Raw genomic sequence first — 17806 nt, forward strand, 5'->3', positions numbered from 1 at the left:
TCAGCCGGCGGTGCGGAACCGCAGCACGCCATCGTCGCCCTGCTCGCGCACGAGCTCGCCCGCGAGCCACAGCAGGTTCAGGTGCGCGAGCGCCTCGCCGAGCGCGAACGTCATCTGGTGGATGTCGAGTTCGCGGCGGCGGAACATGATCGGCACGATGTCGGCCGCGCTCATCGGCTTTTCCGCGCACGCGACGCGCACTTCGGCCAGGCGCGCGTCGTGGTGCTCGCGCAGTTGCGTGATGCGCGTGCGCACGCCGCGGAACGGCTTGCCGTGCGACGGCAGCACCAGCGTATCGGGCGCCATCGTCTCGTAGCGGCCGAGCGACTGCAGGTACAGCGCGAGCGGGTTCGCTTCCGGCTCGAGGTCGAACACGGACACGTTCGTCGAGATGCGCGGCAGCACCATGTCGCCGGAGATCAGCACGCCGTCCGCTTCGCTGTGCAGCGCGCAATGTTCAGGCGAATGGCCGAAGCCGGTCACGACGCGCCAGGTGCGCGCGCCGATCGTCACCGCATCGCCTTCACGCAGGCGCCGGTAGCGCGGCGGCACGGCCGGTACGAGATCCGAGTAGTAGTTGCGGCGGTTGCGCAGCTTGTCGAGCGCAGCCGGATCGGTCAGCCCGTGACGGGCGAAATGATCGGCCGCCGCCGCGCCGCCCGCGTTCGAACCGTTGCCGGCCGCCATCAGGCAGCCGAACATGTACTCGCCGAGCGTCATCCACAGCCGCACGTTCCAGCGGCCCTTGTCGCCGCCCTCGCACAGCCAGTTCGCGAGGCCGAAGTGATCGGGGTGGCAGTGCGTGACGAGCACGCGCAGCACGGGCAGGCCATCGAGATGCGTGTCGAAGATCTGCTCCCAGTGCGTGCGGATCGCATCCGACGCGATCCCGCTGTCGACGATCGTCCAGCCGGCCTGCCCGTCGATCTCGTCGCGCAGCAACCAGAGGTTGATGTGATCGAGCGAGAACGGCAGCGGCATGCGCAGCCAGCGCACGCCGGGCGCGACCTCGAACGTGTCGCCCGCGGCGGGCAGCGTGTCGGCGAAGGGATAGTCGAGTTGGTGTTCCAGTGCGTTCATCGGTGGGGCGTCTCGTCGTTATCGGTGCGGATGCGCGCCGGCGGCAGGCCGTGGCGGGCGGTGCGTCGATTCTATCGCCGTCGCGCGAAACGCGTGCCCGGCGGCGCCCGGCCCGTCAAAAAAAGTTCGTGCCAGAATCGGTTCCGTACCCGTATCTTTACGCGAAGATGCACCGAACGGCATCCAACGGTGGATAACCCGCCGCCTGCCCGCCGGCTGCGGATCGCCGCAAAGCCCTTGAAGCGCCCGCTTGGGCGCTAAAATGGCGAGTGCTTACAGCCCCTCCCGAACGAGCCTGCACGCGATGAATCACTTCCCCAAACTGCTGTCTTCGCAGATCGGTTTCGACGTCGCGCAGACGATGCTCGAAAACTTCGACCGTCACTACCGGATCTTCCGCGAGGCGGCCGACGAAGCGAAGACGCTGTACGAGCACGGCGACTGGCACGGGCTGCAGCGGCTCGCACGCGAGCGGATCACGTCGTACGACGATCGCGTGAAGGAATGCGTCGAGGTGCTGGAAGACGAATACGACGCGGAGAACATCGACGACGAAGTGTGGCAGCAGATCAAGCTGCACTACATCGGCCTGCTCACGTCGCACCGCCAGCCCGAGTGCGCGGAGACCTTCTTCAATTCGGTGTGCTGCAAGATCCTGCACCGCTCGTACTTCAGCAACGATTTCATCTTCGTGCGCCCGGCGATCTCGACCGAGTATCTCGAGAACGACGAGCCGGCCGCGAAACCGACCTACCGCGCGTACTATCCGGGCACCGACGGGCTCGCGGCCACGCTCGAGCGCATCGTCACGAACTTCCAGCTCGAGCCGCCGTTCGACGATCTCCCGCGCGACATCGCATGCGTGATGCAGGCGATCCACGACGAATTCGGCCACTTCGACGAAGCGCCGAATTTCCAGATCCACGTGCTGTCGTCGCTGTTCTTCCGCAACAAGAGCGCGTACATCGTCGGCCGCATCATCAACGCCGACCGCGTGCTGCCGTTCGCGGTGCCGATCCGCCACGTGCGCCCGGGCGTGCTCTCGCTCGACACCGTGCTGCTGCGCCGCGACCAGCTGATGATCATCTTCGGCTTCTCGCACTCGTATTTCCTGGTCGACATGGGCGTGCCGTCCGCGTACGTCGACTTCCTGTGCACGATCATGCCCGGCAAGCCGAAGGCGGAGATCTACACGTCGGTCGGCCTGCAGAAGCAGGGCAAGAACCTGTTCTACCGCGACCTGCTGCACCATCTGTCGCATTCGAGCGACCGCTTCATCATCGCGCCCGGGATCAAGGGCCTCGTGATGCTCGTGTTCACGCTGCCGTCGTTCCCGTACGTGTTCAAGATCATCAAGGATCACTTCCCGCCGCCGAAGGAAACGACGCGCGCGCAGATCATGGAGAAGTACCAGCTCGTGAAGCGCCACGACCGCCTCGGGCGGATGGCCGACACGCTCGAGTATTCGAGCGTCGCGCTGCCGCTCGCGCGGCTCGACCACGCGCTCGTGCGCGAGCTGGAAAAGGAAGTGCCGTCGCTGCTCGAATACGAGGACGGCAATCTCGTGATCGAGCACCTGTACATCGAGCGCCGGATGACACCGCTCAACCTGTACCTGCAGAACGGCACCGATACCGACATCGAGCATGGCGTGAAGGAGTACGGCAACGCGGTGAAGGAGCTGATGAAGGCGAACATCTTCCCCGGCGACATGCTGTACAAGAACTTCGGCGTCACGCGCCACGGCCGCGTCGTGTTCTACGACTACGACGAGATCGAATACCTGACCGACTGCAACGTGCGCCGCGTGCCGGCGCCGCGCAACGAGGAAGACGAGCTGTCCGGCGAACCGTGGTATACCGTCGGCCCGCACGACATCTTTCCGGAGACCTACGGGCCGTTCCTGCTCGGCGACCCGCGCGTGCGCGACGTCTTCATGAAGCATCACGCGGACTTTTTCGATCCCGCGCTGTGGCAGGCCAGCAAGGACAAGCTGATCCAGGGCGAATTGCCCGACTTTTATCCGTACGACACCGCGCTGCGCTTTTGCATGCGCTACCCCGCGCGCTTCGGCGCAGCGGACCAGAACGACGGCGCAGGCGACGCGCAGCGCGCCGCCTGACGTCGACTACACCGAACCGATCGCGACCCGATTTCCGCCAACGGAATCCACACCGATGAACACCCAAGACAATCCGCTTTCACACCTGTTCGACAACAACGACGCCTGGGTCAAACGCAAGCTCGCGGACGATCCGGAGTTCTTCACGCGTCTCGCCGACCAGCAGGCGCCGGAATATCTGTGGATCGGCTGCTCGGATTCGCGCGTGCCCGCGAACCAGATCATCGGCCTGCCGCCGGGCGAAGTGTTCGTCCACCGCAATATCGCGAACGTCGTCGTGCACAGCGACCTGAACTGTCTGTCGGTGATCCAGTTCGCGGTCGACATCCTGCGCGTGAAGCACATCATGGTCGTCGGCCACTACGGCTGCTCGGGCGTGAACGCGGCGCTGCACAACCGGCGCGTCGGCCTCGCCGACAACTGGCTGCATCACGTGCAGGACGTGCGCGAACGCCACGCCGCGCTGCTCGACGAATGGCCGGTGGGCGAAGCACGCTACCGCCGCCTGATCGAGCTGAACGCGATCGAGCAGGTCGTCAACGTGTGCCGCACGACGATCGTCAACGACGCGTGGGCGCGCGGCCAGGCGCTCACCGTGCACGGGCTCGTGTACGGCGTACACGACGGCCGGATGCGCAACCTCGGGATGGCCGTGTCGAACTTCGACGCGCTCCACGAGACCTACAAGCGCTGCGTGGCCGCGCTCACCGCACGCGGCGAACATGCGCCCTACAACGACATGGTCGCCGCGGACGCCGCGCAGCTCGACGACGTCGCTCAAGCCGTCGCCGACACGCTGAAGCCGTGCGGGGACGCGAAGTAACGCCGCGGCCTCCGCGGCGGCAACCGCGCCGGCGCAGCCGCGCGGCCCATCGAACGGATCGGATACCGGCGCGGCCGCCCCGGCGGCGCCAAGCACAGGAGCGACGGGCATGAAAACCGCATTGATCGTCGGCGCATCGCGCGGCCTCGGCCGCGAATTCGTCCGGCAATATCGGCGCGACGGCTGGAACGTGATCGCCACCGCGCGCGACGACGCATCGCTCGACGCGCTGCGCGCGCTCGGCGCGCACGCGCATGCGCTCGACATCACGCAGCCCGAGCAGATCGCGGCGCTCGGCTGGAAGCTCGACGGCGAGCGGCTCGATGCGGCCGTGCTGGTGTCGGGTGTCTACGGGCCGCGCACCGAGGGCGTCGAGACGATCACCGCCGAGGATTTCGACGCGGTGATGCATACGAACGTGCGCGGGCCGATGCAGTTGCTGCCGATCGTGCTGCCGCTCGTCGAGGACGCACGCGGCGTGCTGGCCGTCGTGTCGAGCCGGATGGGCAGCATCGCCGAGGCGACCGGCACGACCGGCTGGCTGTACCGCGCGAGCAAGGCCGCGCTGAACGACGCGCTGCGCATCGCGTCGCTGCAGACGCGCCACGCCGCGTGCATCTCGCTCCATCCCGGCTGGGTGCGCACCGACATGGGCGGCGCGCAGGCCGCGATCGATCCGGAAGCCAGCGTGACCGGCATGCGCCGCGTGATCGCCGAATCCGGCGCGGACGTGTCGCAGGCAAACGGCCGTTTCTTCCAGTACGACGGTATCGAGCTGAGCTGGTAGGCAGCCGACAACCGTGCGTCGTTAATTCCCGTTTCGCATGATTCTGAACCGACCTGACGCGTGCCCGTGCGGCGGCGCGTCCCCCGCTCCCGCCGGCAAAGCCCCGGCGCCCCGCTATGCGGCCTGCTGCGGCCGCTTCATCGACGGCGGCGAAGCCGCGCCGACCGCGCTCGAGTTGATGCGTTCGCGGTACAGCGCGTATGTGCTCGGCGCGACCGACTACCTGCGCGCGACCTGGGCCGCGCGCACCTGTCCGCCCGATCTCGACACCGACCCCGAAGCACCCGACGCGCCGCGCTGGCTCGGCCTCGCGGTCAAACGTCATGCGCCGCTCGACGAACGGCACGCGGAGGTCGAATTCGTGGCCCGCTACAAGGTCGGCGGACGCGCTTACCGGCTCCACGAGACGAGCCGTTTCGAGCGCGACGAGCATGGTTTCTGGCGCTACGTCGACGGCGAAGTAAGTGAACGTTGACAAATAGTTGCTGTGTCAGACGCCGGGTAATTCCCGCATTGCACAACCCCATTTTGTCCGGCTACGATGACCTCGAATTGGTCAAGTTGCATGGCAGGGCTTACGAATGGCGTTCAGCAAGGTATTGGTGGGATGGATGGCGGCCTGTGCGCTGTCGGCCGCTCAGGCCGGTACGCTGCCGAGCGCCAATACGGGGTCGGGTGCCGGCGCCAGCGGGTCGCTCGCCCACGCCGAACGCTTCGACTACGGCAATTCGAACCTGCCGCAGGTCGCCGCCGACCTGAACGAACAGATCCTCCGCATTCCGGCCGACGCATCGGGCAACGTCACGCTCGAGGCAACGCTCTTCAAGCCGAACGGCCCCGGCCCGTTCCCGCTCGTCGTCTTCAACCACGGCAAGAACACCGGCGATCTTCATCAGCAGCCGCGCAGCCGGCCGCTCGCGTTCGCGCGCGAATTCGTGCGCCGCGGCTATGCGGTGATCGCGCCGAACCGCCAGGGCTTCGCAGGTTCGGGCGGCACGTACCAGCAGGAAGGCTGCAACGTCGGCAAGAACGGCCTCGCGCAGGCGGCTGACGTCGACGCGACGGTGCGCTACATGTCGCGCCAGTCGTATGTCGATGCGTCGCGCATCGTCGTCGCCGGCACGTCGCACGGCGGCCTCGTATCGGTCGCGTACGGCACCGAAGCCGCACCGGGCGTGCGCGGCATCATCAACTTCTCCGGCGGGCTGCGCCAGGACCTCTGCGACGGCTGGCAGAAGAACCTCGTCGACGCGTTCGACCAGTACGGCGCGCACACGGCCGTACGGTCGCTGTGGCTGTACGGCGACAACGACTCGGTGTGGACGCCCGAGCTCGTCGCGCAGATGCACGACGCGTACGTGTCGCACGGCACGCAGGCCCGGTTCATCGATTTCGGCCGCTACAAGGACGACGCGCACCGGCTGATCGTCGATCGCGACGGCGTGCCCGTGTGGTGGCCGGCCGTCAACGCGTTCCTCGCGCAGCTGAACCTGCCGACTTCGGTGCGCTACGCGGTCGCAAACCCGCACGAGCCGAAGGCGAGCGGCTATGCGTCGATCGACTCGGTCAACGCGGTGCCGTATGTCGACGAAGCCGGCCGTGAAGGCTATCGCCGCTTCCTGAACCAGCATCCGAGCCGCGCGTTCGCGGTGTCGTCGGAAGGCGCATGGTCGTGGGCCGAAGGCGGCGACGATCCGATGGCGCTCGCGCTCGACAACTGCTCGAAGCAGGGCGCGGGTTCGTGCCGACTGTATGCGGTCAACGACCGGGTCGTGTGGAACAACGCGACGCAGACGGCCGACAACGACGACAGCAACGCAAGCGACACCGGTACGCCGGCGCTGGCTTCGCGTTGACGAGCGGCGGCCTGCGCCGCCGTTTTTCGTTTTCTCCTCCCCCTTTTTTCGCTTCTTCGCAGACGCGCTGCACGTAGCGTTCGCGGCCGACGTCGCGCACGCGGCACGCACCGCATGCCGGCGTGAACACGCCGTCTGGCTGCGCCTCGCTCCGGGCGCCCTTCGTCACCTGCATGCAATCTTTCTTTCCGATCGCATGGGGGCCACATCGTCCCGCACCGCCCTTTCCTCCTTCGCGCCCCGATTTTTCACCCCGCTGCCCTGCCCGACGCACGAATTTTTTCAGTTGGGGGGGCTCACTCGAACGTCGTCATCTGCGGTCATTTCGGGACATCTGAACCGTACCGTCCCGAGCCGTCCCGATCTGCGCCGAACTCCCGTCCGACAAGGCTCTGCAGCGTTTGTAACCGGTAGTGCAACGGGTCGCGGAACACGCTAATCTCAGCGCGTTTCGTGTCCCGCCGCGCGGCATCCCGTCGATGCCGCGCTGCCGTTTTATCCCCCGGAGCCGCCTTGAGTACGCCAGCCACCGACGACTGGGTCGCGCGCAGCCTGCGCGCGGTCTGGCATCCCTGCACCCAGATGAAGCACCACGAGCGCCTGCCGCTCATCCCCGTCGCGCGCGGCGCGGGCCTGTGGCTGTACGACCGTGACGGCCGCCGCTACTTCGACGCGATCAGCTCGTGGTGGGTCAACCTGTTCGGCCATGCGAACCCGGACATCAACGCGGCGCTGAAAGACCAGCTCGACACGCTCGAGCACGCGATGCTCGCCGGCTGCACGCACGAGCCCGCGATCGAACTCGCGGAGCGGCTGCACGCGCTCACCGCGCGCACGCTCGGCCATGCGTTCTTCGCATCGGACGGTGCGTCGGCGGTCGAGATCGCGCTGAAGATGAGCTTCCACGCGTGGCGCAACCGCGGCCGCGCGAACAAGCAGGAATTCGTCTGTGTCGCGAACAGCTATCACGGCGAGACGATCGGCGCGCTCGGCGTGACCGACGTCGCGCTGTTCAAGGACGCGTACGACCCGCTGATTCGCCACGCGCATGTCGTCGCCTCCCCCGACGCGCGCGGCGCGCTGGCGGGCGAAACGGCCGCCGACGTCGCGGGCCGCGCGCTCGCGGACGTGCGACGCCTGTTCGTCGAACGCGGCGACCGGATCGCCGCGCTGATCGTCGAGCCGCTCGTGCAGTGCGCGGCCGGCATGGCGATGCACGATCCGTCGTACGTGCGCGGGCTGCGCGCGCTGTGCGACGAATTCGGCGTGCACCTGATCGCCGACGAGATCGCGGTCGGCTGCGGCCGCACCGGCACCTTCTTCGCGTGCGAGCAGGCCGGTGTCTGGCCCGATTTCCTGTGTCTGTCGAAAGGCATCAGCGGCGGCTACCTGCCGCTGTCGCTCGTGCTCACGCGCGACGACGTGTTCGCCGCGTTCTACGACGACGACACGACGCGCGGCTTCCTGCACTCGCATTCGTACACCGGCAACCCGCTCGCATGCCGCGCGGCGGTCGCGACGCTCGACCTGTTCGCGCGCGACGACGTGCTCGCGAGCAACGCCCGCAAATCGGCGACGCTGCGCACGGCGCTCGCGCCGCTCGATGCACACCCGCAAGTACGCCACCTGCGCGAGCGCGGCACGCTGTTCGCGTTCGACGTCGCACTCGACGGCGACGCGGCACGCGGCTTCTCGCGTCGCTTCTTCGAACGTGCGCTGGAACGCGAGCTGCTGCTGCGCCCGATCGGCACGACCGTGTACCTGATGCCGCCGTACGTGATGAGCGACGACGACATCGCATGGCTCGCGCAAAGCACGCGCGACACGCTCGATGCGACGCTCGCGGAGATTGCACGATGACGAACCGCCTGCTCGACACCCTGCAACGCGGCCTCGCCGATCTCGACGCCCAAGGGCTGCGCCGCGTGCGCCGCACCGCCGACACCGCGTGCGATGCGCGCATGACCGTCGACGGCCGCGAGATCATCGGCTTCGCGAGCAACGACTATCTCGGCCTCGCCGCGCATCCGGCGCTCGTCGCCGCGTTCGCCGAAGGCGCGCAGCGCTACGGCTCCGGCAGCGGCGGCTCGCACCTGCTCGGCGGCCATTCGCGTGCGCACGCGACGCTCGAGGACGAACTCGCGGCCTTCTCGGGCGGCTTCTCCGACGCACCGCGCGCGCTGTACTTCAGCACCGGCTACATGGCGAACCTCGCCGCGATGACGGCACTCACCGGCAAGGGCGCGACGATCTTCTCCGACGCGCTGAACCATGCGTCGCTGATCGACGGCATGCGGCTGTCGCGCGCGAACGTCCAGGTCTATCCGCATGCGGACACCGCCGCGCTCGCCGCGTTGCTCGACGCATCGGATGCCGAAACGAAGCTGATCGTCAGCGACACCGTGTTCAGCATGGATGGCGACCTCGCGCCGCTCGCCGAACTCGTCGCGCTGGCCGAACGCCACGGCGCGTGGCTCGTCGTCGACGATGCGCATGGCTTCGGCGTGCTCGGTCCGCAGGGGCGCGGTGCGCTCGCAGCCGCCGCGCTGCGTTCGCCGCATCTCGTGTACGTCGGCACGCTCGGCAAGGCGGCCGGCGTCGCGGGCGCATTCGTGATCGCGCACGAGACCGTGATCGAATGGATGATCCAGCGCGCACGCAGCTACATCTTCACGACGGCCGCGCCGCCGGCCGTCGCGCACGCGGTATCGGCCAGCCTGAAGGTGATCGCCGGCGACGAAGGCGACGCGCGACGCGCGCATCTCGCCGCGCTGATCGAGCGCACGCGCGCGCTGCTGCACAAGACGCGATGGCAGCCGGTCGATTCGCACACGGCCGTGCAACCGCTCGTGATCGGCAGCAACGACGCGACCCTCACGGCGATGCGCGCGCTCGACGCGCACGGCCTGTGGGTGCCCGCGATCCGGCCGCCGACGGTACCCGTCGGCACGTCGCGGCTGCGCGTGTCGCTGTCGGCCGCGCATTCGTTCGACGATCTCGCGCGGCTCGAAGCCGCGCTGATCGAAGCCAGCGACGCGCAGGCCGTGCGGGAGACTGCAGCATGACCGCCCCGCTCTCGCTGTTCGTCACCGGCACCGACACCGAAATCGGCAAGACCTTCGTATCGGCGGCGCTGCTGCACGGCTTCGCGCGGCACGGCCTGCGCGCCGCCGCGCTGAAGCCCGTCGCGGCCGGCGCGTATGAACGCGACGGCGTGTGGCGCAACGAAGACGCCGACCAGCTCGACGCGGCCGCGAACGTCGTGCTGCCGCCCGAGCTGCGCACGCCGTTCCTGTTGAAAGCACCGGCCGCGCCGCATATCGTCGCCGCGCAGGAAGGCGTGACGCTCGACATCGACACGATCGTCGCGTGCCATCGCGAAGCGTTGACGCGCGCGGAGATCGTCGTCGTCGAAGGCGCCGGCGGCTTTCGCGTGCCGATGAACGACACACAGGACATGGCCGATCTCGCGGTCGCGCTCGGCGTGCCGGTCGTGCTCGTGGTCGGCGTGCGGCTCGGCTGCATCAGCCATGCGCTGCTCACCGCCGACGCAATCGCCGCGCGGGGCCTCACGCTCGCCGGCTGGGTCGCGAACCACGTCGATCCGGCCATGTCGTTCCCCGACGAGAACGTCGCGACGATGCGCGACTGGCTCGCCCGCGAACACGGCGCGCCGCTGCTCGGCCGCATTCCGCACATGAGCCCGGCCGCCCCCGAATCCGCCGCGGCGATGCTCGACATCGCCGCGCTCGTCGATACGCTGCGCGCCGCGCAGCATTGACCCAACAGAAACAGATCCCCCGATCCCTCATCCCCGTCCAGGACAGGAAAACGATATGACCCAAGCCCAGACCGCCACCGTGCAACCCGATGCGATTCCCGTGGCCGCTCCGGCCTCGCAGCGCTGGCGCGTCGCCGACGTCGTCGCGCTGTTCGAGCTGCCGTTCAACGACCTGATCTTCCGCGCGCAGCAGGTGCACCGCGAACACTTCGACGCGAACGCGGTGCAGCTGTCGACGCTGCTGTCGATCAAGACGGGCGGTTGCGAGGAAGATTGCGGCTACTGCTCGCAATCGTCGCACCACGACACGGGCCTGAAGGCCGAAAAGCTGATGGACGTCGACGCGGTACTCGACGCCGCGCGCGCCGCGAAGGCGAACGGCGCAAGCCGCTTCTGCATGGGCGCCGCGTGGCGCAACCCGAAGGAGCGCCACATGCCGGCGCTGACCGAGATGGTGCGCGGCGTGAAGGAACTCGGCCTCGAGACCTGCATGACGCTCGGCATGCTGGAAGACGAACAGGCGCAGGAACTCGCGAACGCGGGCCTCGACTACTACAACCACAACCTCGACACGTCGCCGGAGTTCTACGGCCAGGTGATCTCGACACGCACCTACCAGGATCGCCTCGACACGCTCGACCGCGTGCGTGACGCGGGCATCAACGTGTGCTGCGGCGGCATCATCGGGATGGGCGAATCGCGCCGCGAACGCGCGGGCCTGATCTCGCAGCTCGCGAACCTGAACCCGTATCCGGATTCGGTGCCGATCAACAACCTCGTCGCGATCGAAGGCACGCCGCTCGAAGGCACCGCAGCGCTCGACCCGTTCGAATTCGTGCGCACGATCGCGGTTGCCCGCATCACGATGCCGAAGGCCGTCGTGCGCCTGTCGGCTGGCCGCGAGCAGCTCGACGACGGGCTGCAGGCGATGTGTTTCCTCGCCGGCGCGAACTCGATGTTCTACGGCGACCAGCTGCTGACGACGAGCAACCCGCAGTCGCAGAAGGACCGCGCGCTGTTCGAGCGCCTCGGGATCCGTGCGAGCGACGCGGACGCGATGTCGGCGAACGCGTAAGCGGCAGCACCGCGTAACGACGAAAAAGCCGGGGCATGCCCCGGCTTTTTTTCACCCGATCGTCTGCACCGCGTTGCCCTGCGCATCGCGGATCACGGTCTTCTCGACCCGCCAGCGCACACCGTCGAGCCCGTCGACCGCATACTCGCCGGCACGCGGCTGCAACGTGCGCGCCAGCGCCTGCACCGTCGCATCGGTGAGCCGCAGCGTCAGCCTGCCGTCTTCGTCGGCGATGGTGTTCGCGTCGCCGCGCTCGAAACGCACCGCGGTGTCGCGGCCGACCAGCCGCAACGGCCGGTCGAACGGCAGCCGCAGCGGCAGCAGCGCGACGAGTTCGTCGACCTGCCGCGCACCCACCGTGATCTCGACGAGCGGCGCGCGCAACAGCCGCTTGCGGGTCTCCCACGCGAGCACATCGGTAAACAGCGAGCCGCTCGACGAGCCGTCGCGCCGGGTGCCCTCGTCAACCTGCGCACGCACGTCCGCACGCTCGAGCAGCGACACGCGGCGGAGATCGGTCACCCATAGCGGCAGGTGCGGCAGCAGCACGTCGAGCAGCGAGCGGGTGCGCCAACGTTTCGCGGCGCGCTCCTCGTCGAGCGTCAGCCCGACCACCTGCAGGAACGCCAGGTGGCCGTGCGGCGTGTCGATCGCCGGCAGTTCGGGATCGAACGCGAAGCCCATCGAGCAGAGTGGCGTGTCGGACTCGAGCGCGATCGGGCCGTTGGCCGACATCCAGTGGCCGTCGCCGAACGCATTGCCGCTCTCGAACACGTAGCGCGCGAGATTCTGCAGGAAGCTGAACACCCAGCGCGGTGGCTCGTCGTCGTCCGGCGCGCAGGCGACGCGCATCGTCAATTCGAAGCCGAAGCCGCTGACGGCCGGATCATCCGACTCCTTCGCGTACAGCTCGGTGAGCCCGTACGTGACGAAGTGCCAGTGCGGTACGGGTTCCGCGCGCTTCCACACGCTGATGCCGTCGAGTGGATCGGGGCCGCCGAGCCGCCACTTGATCAGCGTGCCGTAGTGCTTCGGTTCCTGGCCCGGATAGAGGCGCGCGAGCGCGCCGTCGATCGCGTCCCAGCCCGGCGCGCTGTCGTCGGCGCCGCCGTCCTGCGTGTCGTGTGATGCGTCCGTCATGTGCTCCTCCGTTCCGAATGGCGTCCTGGTGTGCCCTACCGGCGCGCACGCCGGCTGTGGCCACCGTACGACGTGAGCGTTACACGTGCGCCGCCGCGCCGTCGATCGCCGCGCGCACGCGCTCGACGAGTGCCTGATCGACCGGTGCCAGCACCTCGCCGCGCGGCCGCACGCCCGAACCGAAGTGCACCGCGCGCACGCCGGTGGCGCGGACGAAATCGCCGACCGCGTCGACCGTGAGCCCCGAGCCGGCCAGCACCGTACAGGTCGAGCCGGCGGCCTGCCGCACCAGCCGCGTGATCGTCGCGGACGCGTCGAGCACCGACGGATGGCCGCCGGACGTCAGCACCGATGTGACGGCCGGCACGCGCAGCAGCGCGTCGAATGCGGCGTTGAGGTCGCGCGACACGTCGAACGCGCGGTGAAAGGTCAGCGCGCGGCCGTCCGCCGCGGCCGCGATACGGGCTAGCGCGCCGAGATCGACGTCGCCGCGCGCGTCGAGCGCGCCGAACACGACGCCGTTCGCACCGGCCGCGACGGCCGCGCGCACGTCGCGTTCGATCACGCGCAGGTCGTCGGCGTCGTACACGAACGACCGGCTGTGCGGGCGCACGATCACATTGACGGGAATCGGCACGGCGGCCACGACGGCTTCGATCAGGCCGACGCTCGGCGTCAGCCCGCCTTCGGTGATCGCGGTGACGAGTTCGAGGCGGTCGGCGCCCGCGCGGGCGGCGGCCTTCGCGTCGCCGACGGTCGTGGCGATCACTTCGAGAAGGACGGAAGAGGCGGCGTTTCGGTTCATGGGCGGCCCGCGAATCGTCAGGACAATTCGCGCATCCTAGCCGAGCCGCGTGACGGGCGCCAGCGTGCCGGCCGCCGCGCCATGAGTCGCGCCGTCAGCCGCGCCGCGCGAGCCACACGCCGACGAGCGCGGACAGGCCGGTCACCACGGCGCCGGGCGCGAACCGGAACATCCGCGCGTTCACGTCCACGCCCTGCTGCTGCATCACGTCGACGATCCCCGGTGCCATCAGGAGCGTCACCCAGCCGATCATCCCGAACGCGGTGGTCGCGGTCGCGATGAGGAGCACGATGCCCGCACCGCGCGCGCGTGGCCGGAACGCGCCGGCAAACGCGCCCACGGCCAGGAGCACGGCCGACAACGCGCACAGCACGGTGACGAACACGAGCATCGCCCCCGTATGGCCGAGCTTCAGGAACGCCATCGTCTGCGCCGTGATTACGCACATGCCCGCGATCGTGAACAGCACGATCGCCAGCGCGTTGCGCACGACGCTCATGCGTTCGCCTGGAAATACGCGGTCGCGGGGCGCCGGAACATCAGGTAGACGAACAGCGCGAACAGCAGGACGCCCGGAATCAGCACCGCGTACATCGACGCCGGCATGTTGACGAACGAGAACACGAAGCTGAACACGGACGTCGCGATGTAGGTCTTGCGCGACCATTCGCGCCCCTTGAGGATCGCGATGCCGACCACGATGTTCACGACTTCGAGGATCACGCTGATGCCGAGCGTCGCCCAGACCGGCAGCAGGTAGTGCGACAGCAGCGCCTGGGTGGTCGGCATGCCGATGGTGAAGGGCGTATAGATGCACGTGATCGCGTTGGTCACGATGATGATCCACGCGAGAATGGTCAGCGAAATCGGTCTTTTCATTGTGTTTTCCTTGTTATTCGCCGCCATGGTGGCCCCCGGGACGGCGCGCTCGCGGTCACGATGGCCGCGGTCGGGCCATTGTCGGGGAAGCACGCGGCGAACGCAACGACCGCCCCGCGCCGCTCGCCCCGCCCGCCGCCTGCGGTGCGTGCGCGGCTAGCCCGCGTCCGCTGCGTCGTCGCCCCAGTCGATATCGCCGCACAGCACGCGCTGCGTATCGCCGACGCGCACGGCCACCGACAGCGTCACGCACGGCTGCGCCTCGTTGATCGACAGGTACGGCCGCGTGACCTGCACGCGCCCCGGCTCGGCGATCGCCGAGCGGAAATACGGCCGGCGCAGCCAGTTCGCGCCCTGCGCGTCCGCGAGCGGCGAGAAGCGCGCCTCGGCGAGCGCGCGGTCGGCGCGCAGCACGACGTTGCGGCCCGACTGGCGGCCGTGCGCGTCGAGCAGGAAGCAGCGCGCGGCGGCATCCAGCGCGAGGAAGTTCCAGCACACCTCGTCGAGCGGCTCGCCGGCCGCCAGGCGCTCGGCCGCGCGTTCGAACGCGCGCAGGTACGGCGCGAGCCGCTGCGCATCGCGCCGCTCGCGCGCGTCTGTCTGCTGCCGAAAGCGTTCGGTCAGCTCGCCGATGCAGCCCGTCGCGGCCGCGCTGTCGGGCAGCCCCGGCGCCGGCCGGCCGAAGTAATAGCCCTGCACGAAATCGGCCTCGCACGACAGCGCGATCTGCGCCTCGTGCTCGGTCTCGATGCCCTCCACCAGCACCAGCTTGCCGGCTTCGTGCAGCAGCGTCACGAGCCCGTGCAGGATCGCGGTGAGCCCGGTACGGTGCGCCGCGTGCGACAGCATGATCCGGTCGAGCTTCACGATGTCCGGGTTCAGTTGCCAGATCCGCTCGAGGTTCGAATGGCCCGCGCCGAAATCGTCGAGCGCGATCAGGAAGCCGTGCGTGCGGAATTCGCGCACGGCCTCGGCAAGCCGCTCGACGTCTTCCGCGCGCTGTTCGAGCACTTCGAGCACGATGCGGCGCGGCGGCATGCCGAGCCGCTTCAGGTTCGCGAGCAGCGCGGCCGCCTGGAACGGATCGGTGAGCACGCCCGGATGGACGTTGAGGAACAGCCACTCGCGCTCGGCGCCGAGCAGCGCGAAGTTCTCGAGATGCAGCGCCTGCGCGAGCCGGTCGAGCTGCAGCAGTTCGCCCTGGCGCGCAGCCTCGCCGAACACGTCGAGCGGCGACACGGCGCGGTCGAGCGCATCGTGCGCGCGCAGCAGCGCCTCGTAGCCCACCGCACGCTGGTGCGACAGGCTGAAAATCGGCTGGAACACGGTCGTGAGCGTCAGGTCGCGGTGCTGCGTCGCCAGACGTTCGAGGCCGGAACTCACCTCCCGCTCGAACCGGTACGGCGATGCGGCGGCCGGACGCTCCTGTTGCACGATCGTCATGCCTTCCTCCTGGTATTGCCTTCGAACGCGGCGCCCGGCGAAGCGAACGGCGCGTGCAATGTCATGGTTGGACCCTCGGTTGCCCGGTCAGCGCCGGACGGCTGCCCCACATCAAGCAAGCTCCGTGCAAGGCACGGGCAACCCGCGTGCCGCGGTGATGCACGGGGCTGCCGCACCACCGCGGCGCATGTCTCGCGCACCATTTTCGTGCACGCGCACCGGCCGCTCGAACGCATCCGTCACGTCATCACGCTACACTCCGTACGATCGTTTCATTCCCCGTATTCGCCGTATCGATGGAAATCGTCTTCACCGTCCTGATCCTGCTGCTGACCGTCGCGCTGTCCGGCGCCATCACGCGCATCCTGCCGTTCCAACTGCCGTTGCCGCTGATGCAGATCGCGTTCGGCGCGATGCTCGCATGGCCGAAGCTGAACCTGCACGTCACGTTCGATCCCGAAATCTTCATGCTGCTGTTCATTCCGCCGCTGCTGTTCGCGGACGGCTGGCGGATTCCGAAGCGCGAGCTGTACCTGCAGCGCCGCGCGATCCTGATGCTCGCATTCGGGCTCGTGTTCATGACGGTACTCGCAGTGGGCTACTTCGCGCACTGGCTGATACCCGAGTTGCCGCTGCCGATCGCGTTCGCGCTCGCGGCCGTGCTGTCGCCGACCGACGCGGTCGCGCTGTCCGGCATCGCAGGCAAGGGCCGGATCCCGCCGCAGCTGATGCATATCCTCGAAGGCGAGGCGCTGATGAACGACGCGTCGGGCCTCGTCGCACTGAAATTCGCGATCGCGGCCGCGCTGACCGGCATGTTCTCGCTGCGCGACGCGTCGATCACGTTCGTGATCGTCGCCGCGGGCGGGCTCGCGACGGGTGCGATCGTGTCGTGGGCATTCAGCGCGCTGTCGACGCGTTTCCTGAACGCCGAGCAGGAAGGCGATCCGGCCCCCGGTATCGTGATGACGCTGCTCGTGCCGTTCGCAGCCTACCTGTTCGCCGAGCACCTCGACCTGTCGGGCGTGCTGGCGGCCGTGTCGGCCGGGATGATGATGAATTACACGAGCTTCTCGCGCAAAAGCACCGTCGCGTCACGCGTGCGCGCCGAAAGCACGTGGGCGATGATCGAGTTCGTGTTCAACGGCATGGTGTTCATCATGCTCGGGCTGCAGCTGCCGCACATCATCGGCCGCACGCTCGTCGACGCGCACCACACGAGCGACGCGCTCGTCGGCCGGATGATCTTCAACGTCTGCGCGATGATGCTCGCGCTGTATGCGATCCGCTTCCTGTGGGTCTGGCTGCTGCGCTGGTTCGCGAGCCGCCGCGCGGCGCGCCAGGGCCTCGCGGGCACGATGGCCGGCGTGCGCACGATCGCGGTGATGACGGTCGGCGGCGTGCGCGGTGCGGTCACGCTCGCGGGCGTGCTGTCGATTCCGGTCGCGCTGTCCGACGGCGTGCCGCTGCCGGGCCGCGACACGGCGATCTTCGTCGCGTCGGCCGTGATCCTCGGCTCGCTCGTCGTCGCGGTGATCGGCCTGCCGCTGCTGCTGCGCGGCGTGCGCTCGGCACGCAGCCCGCTCGGCGACGAGGAACGCGCCGCGCGCGCGGCCGCCGCGCAGGCCGCGATCCGCGCGATCGACTCGTCGCACGACGCGATCTCGGTCGATCTCGACGAATCGGGCGCCGCACGCTGTGCCGACATCTCCGCACGCGTGATGGACCAGTACCGCCGCCGCCTCGCGACGCTCGCCGAGGACGGCCCCACGCCGCGCGCGGAAGCGAAGCAGGCCGAAACGATGGAACTGCAGATGCGGATCGCGGCCGTGCGCGCGGAACGCTCCGCGCTGTACCGGCTGCGCAGCGAAAGCAAGATCTCCGACGAGACGCTGACGAAGCTGCTCCGCGAGATCGACCTGTCGGAGACCGCGCTGTCGACGCGCAAGAAAGGCATTCTCTAAAGGGCAAGCTGCCGCTTCGGCGCAGCAGCCCCATAAAAAAACGGCGACGCA

The 17806-nt window shown here is 68.6% G+C and carries 16 protein-coding genes; 10 read left to right on the forward strand and 6 right to left on the reverse strand.

The window, feature by feature from the left end; all coding sequences use genetic code 11:
* A complete protein-coding gene (locus ACN8ZM_RS15755; RefSeq protein ID WP_043187096.1) occupies positions 1 to 1080 on the reverse strand; it encodes an MBL fold metallo-hydrolase in 1080 nt (359 codons plus the stop codon).
* A 304-nt stretch (positions 1081 to 1384) separates the two neighbouring features.
* Here ACN8ZM_RS15755 and aceK point away from each other — a divergent pair, with 304 nt between their 5' ends.
* From aceK to bioB, 9 genes are all read left to right on the forward strand, one after another.
* Positions 1385 to 3202 carry a bifunctional isocitrate dehydrogenase kinase/phosphatase gene (aceK, locus tag ACN8ZM_RS15760; RefSeq protein WP_043187094.1) on the forward strand — a complete coding sequence of 606 codons (1818 nt, stop codon included), beginning with the start codon at positions 1385 to 1387 and terminating at the stop codon, positions 3200 to 3202.
* Between the two features lie 55 nt (positions 3203 to 3257).
* A complete protein-coding gene (gene can, locus ACN8ZM_RS15765) occupies positions 3258 to 4025 on the forward strand; it encodes a carbonate dehydratase (protein WP_043187092.1) in 768 nt (255 codons plus the stop codon).
* A gap of 109 nt (positions 4026 to 4134) precedes the next feature.
* Entirely contained in the window at positions 4135 to 4812 is a 678-nt protein-coding gene (locus tag ACN8ZM_RS15770; RefSeq protein WP_043187090.1) for an SDR family oxidoreductase, read from the forward strand.
* Positions 4813 to 4849: 37 nt separating this feature from the next.
* Complete coding sequence (locus ACN8ZM_RS15775) at positions 4850 to 5287, forward strand: YchJ family protein (protein WP_043187089.1); 438 nt, start codon at positions 4850 to 4852, stop codon at positions 5285 to 5287.
* A gap of 106 nt (positions 5288 to 5393) precedes the next feature.
* Positions 5394 to 6668, forward strand: a complete 1275-nt coding sequence (locus tag ACN8ZM_RS15780; protein ID WP_420210272.1) for a dienelactone hydrolase family protein — start codon at positions 5394 to 5396, stop codon at positions 6666 to 6668.
* Between the two features lie 513 nt (positions 6669 to 7181).
* Positions 7182 to 8528 carry an adenosylmethionine--8-amino-7-oxononanoate transaminase gene (gene bioA, locus ACN8ZM_RS15785; protein WP_043187085.1) on the forward strand — a complete coding sequence of 449 codons (1347 nt, stop codon included), beginning with the start codon at positions 7182 to 7184 and terminating at the stop codon, positions 8526 to 8528.
* Positions 8525 to 9733, forward strand: a complete 1209-nt coding sequence (gene bioF, locus ACN8ZM_RS15790; protein WP_420210273.1) for an 8-amino-7-oxononanoate synthase — start codon at positions 8525 to 8527, stop codon at positions 9731 to 9733. The genes bioA and bioF overlap by 4 nt, the downstream gene beginning before the upstream one ends.
* On the forward strand, positions 9730 to 10449 hold the full coding sequence (gene bioD / locus ACN8ZM_RS15795; RefSeq protein WP_420210274.1) for a dethiobiotin synthase: 720 nt from the start codon (positions 9730 to 9732) through the stop codon (positions 10447 to 10449). Before bioF ends, bioD begins: the two co-directional genes overlap by 4 nt.
* A 55-nt stretch (positions 10450 to 10504) precedes the next feature.
* Positions 10505 to 11524, forward strand: coding sequence for a biotin synthase BioB (gene bioB, locus ACN8ZM_RS15800; RefSeq protein WP_043187080.1), 1020 nt, complete (start codon positions 10505 to 10507; stop codon positions 11522 to 11524).
* Positions 11525 to 11575: 51 nt separating this feature from the next.
* On the opposite strand, the gene ACN8ZM_RS15805 is transcribed toward bioB, so the two are convergent.
* The 5 genes from ACN8ZM_RS15805 to ACN8ZM_RS15825 all read right to left on the reverse strand — a co-directional run bounded on the left by ACN8ZM_RS15805 (position 11576) and on the right by ACN8ZM_RS15825 (position 15791).
* A complete protein-coding gene (locus tag ACN8ZM_RS15805) occupies positions 11576 to 12664 on the reverse strand; it encodes a suppressor of fused domain protein (protein WP_420210275.1) in 1089 nt (362 codons plus the stop codon).
* Positions 12665 to 12743: 79 nt separating this feature from the next.
* Complete coding sequence (locus ACN8ZM_RS15810; RefSeq protein ID WP_205823212.1) at positions 12744 to 13469, reverse strand: copper homeostasis protein CutC; 726 nt, start codon at positions 13467 to 13469, stop codon at positions 12744 to 12746.
* 94 nt (positions 13470 to 13563) lie between these two features.
* The gene (locus ACN8ZM_RS15815; protein WP_420210276.1) at positions 13564 to 13968 is read right to left on the reverse strand and encodes a hypothetical protein; all 405 of its coding nucleotides are present in this window, start codon (positions 13966 to 13968) and stop codon (positions 13564 to 13566) included.
* A complete protein-coding gene (locus ACN8ZM_RS15820) occupies positions 13965 to 14348 on the reverse strand; it encodes a hypothetical protein (protein ID WP_089451364.1) in 384 nt (127 codons plus the stop codon). Before ACN8ZM_RS15820 ends, ACN8ZM_RS15815 begins: the two co-directional genes overlap by 4 nt.
* A 156-nt stretch (positions 14349 to 14504) precedes the next feature.
* Entirely contained in the window at positions 14505 to 15791 is a 1287-nt protein-coding gene (locus ACN8ZM_RS15825) for a sensor domain-containing phosphodiesterase (RefSeq protein ID WP_043187059.1), read from the reverse strand.
* 296 nt (positions 15792 to 16087) lie between these two features.
* Here ACN8ZM_RS15825 and ACN8ZM_RS15830 point away from each other — a divergent pair, with 296 nt between their 5' ends.
* Complete coding sequence (locus tag ACN8ZM_RS15830) at positions 16088 to 17755, forward strand: Na+/H+ antiporter (protein WP_420210277.1); 1668 nt, start codon at positions 16088 to 16090, stop codon at positions 17753 to 17755.
* The last annotated feature ends 51 nt before the right edge of the window (positions 17756 to 17806 follow it).

It is taken from the genome of Burkholderia aenigmatica (assembly GCF_048627025.1).
Taxonomy (GTDB): domain Bacteria; phylum Pseudomonadota; class Gammaproteobacteria; order Burkholderiales; family Burkholderiaceae; genus Burkholderia; species Burkholderia aenigmatica.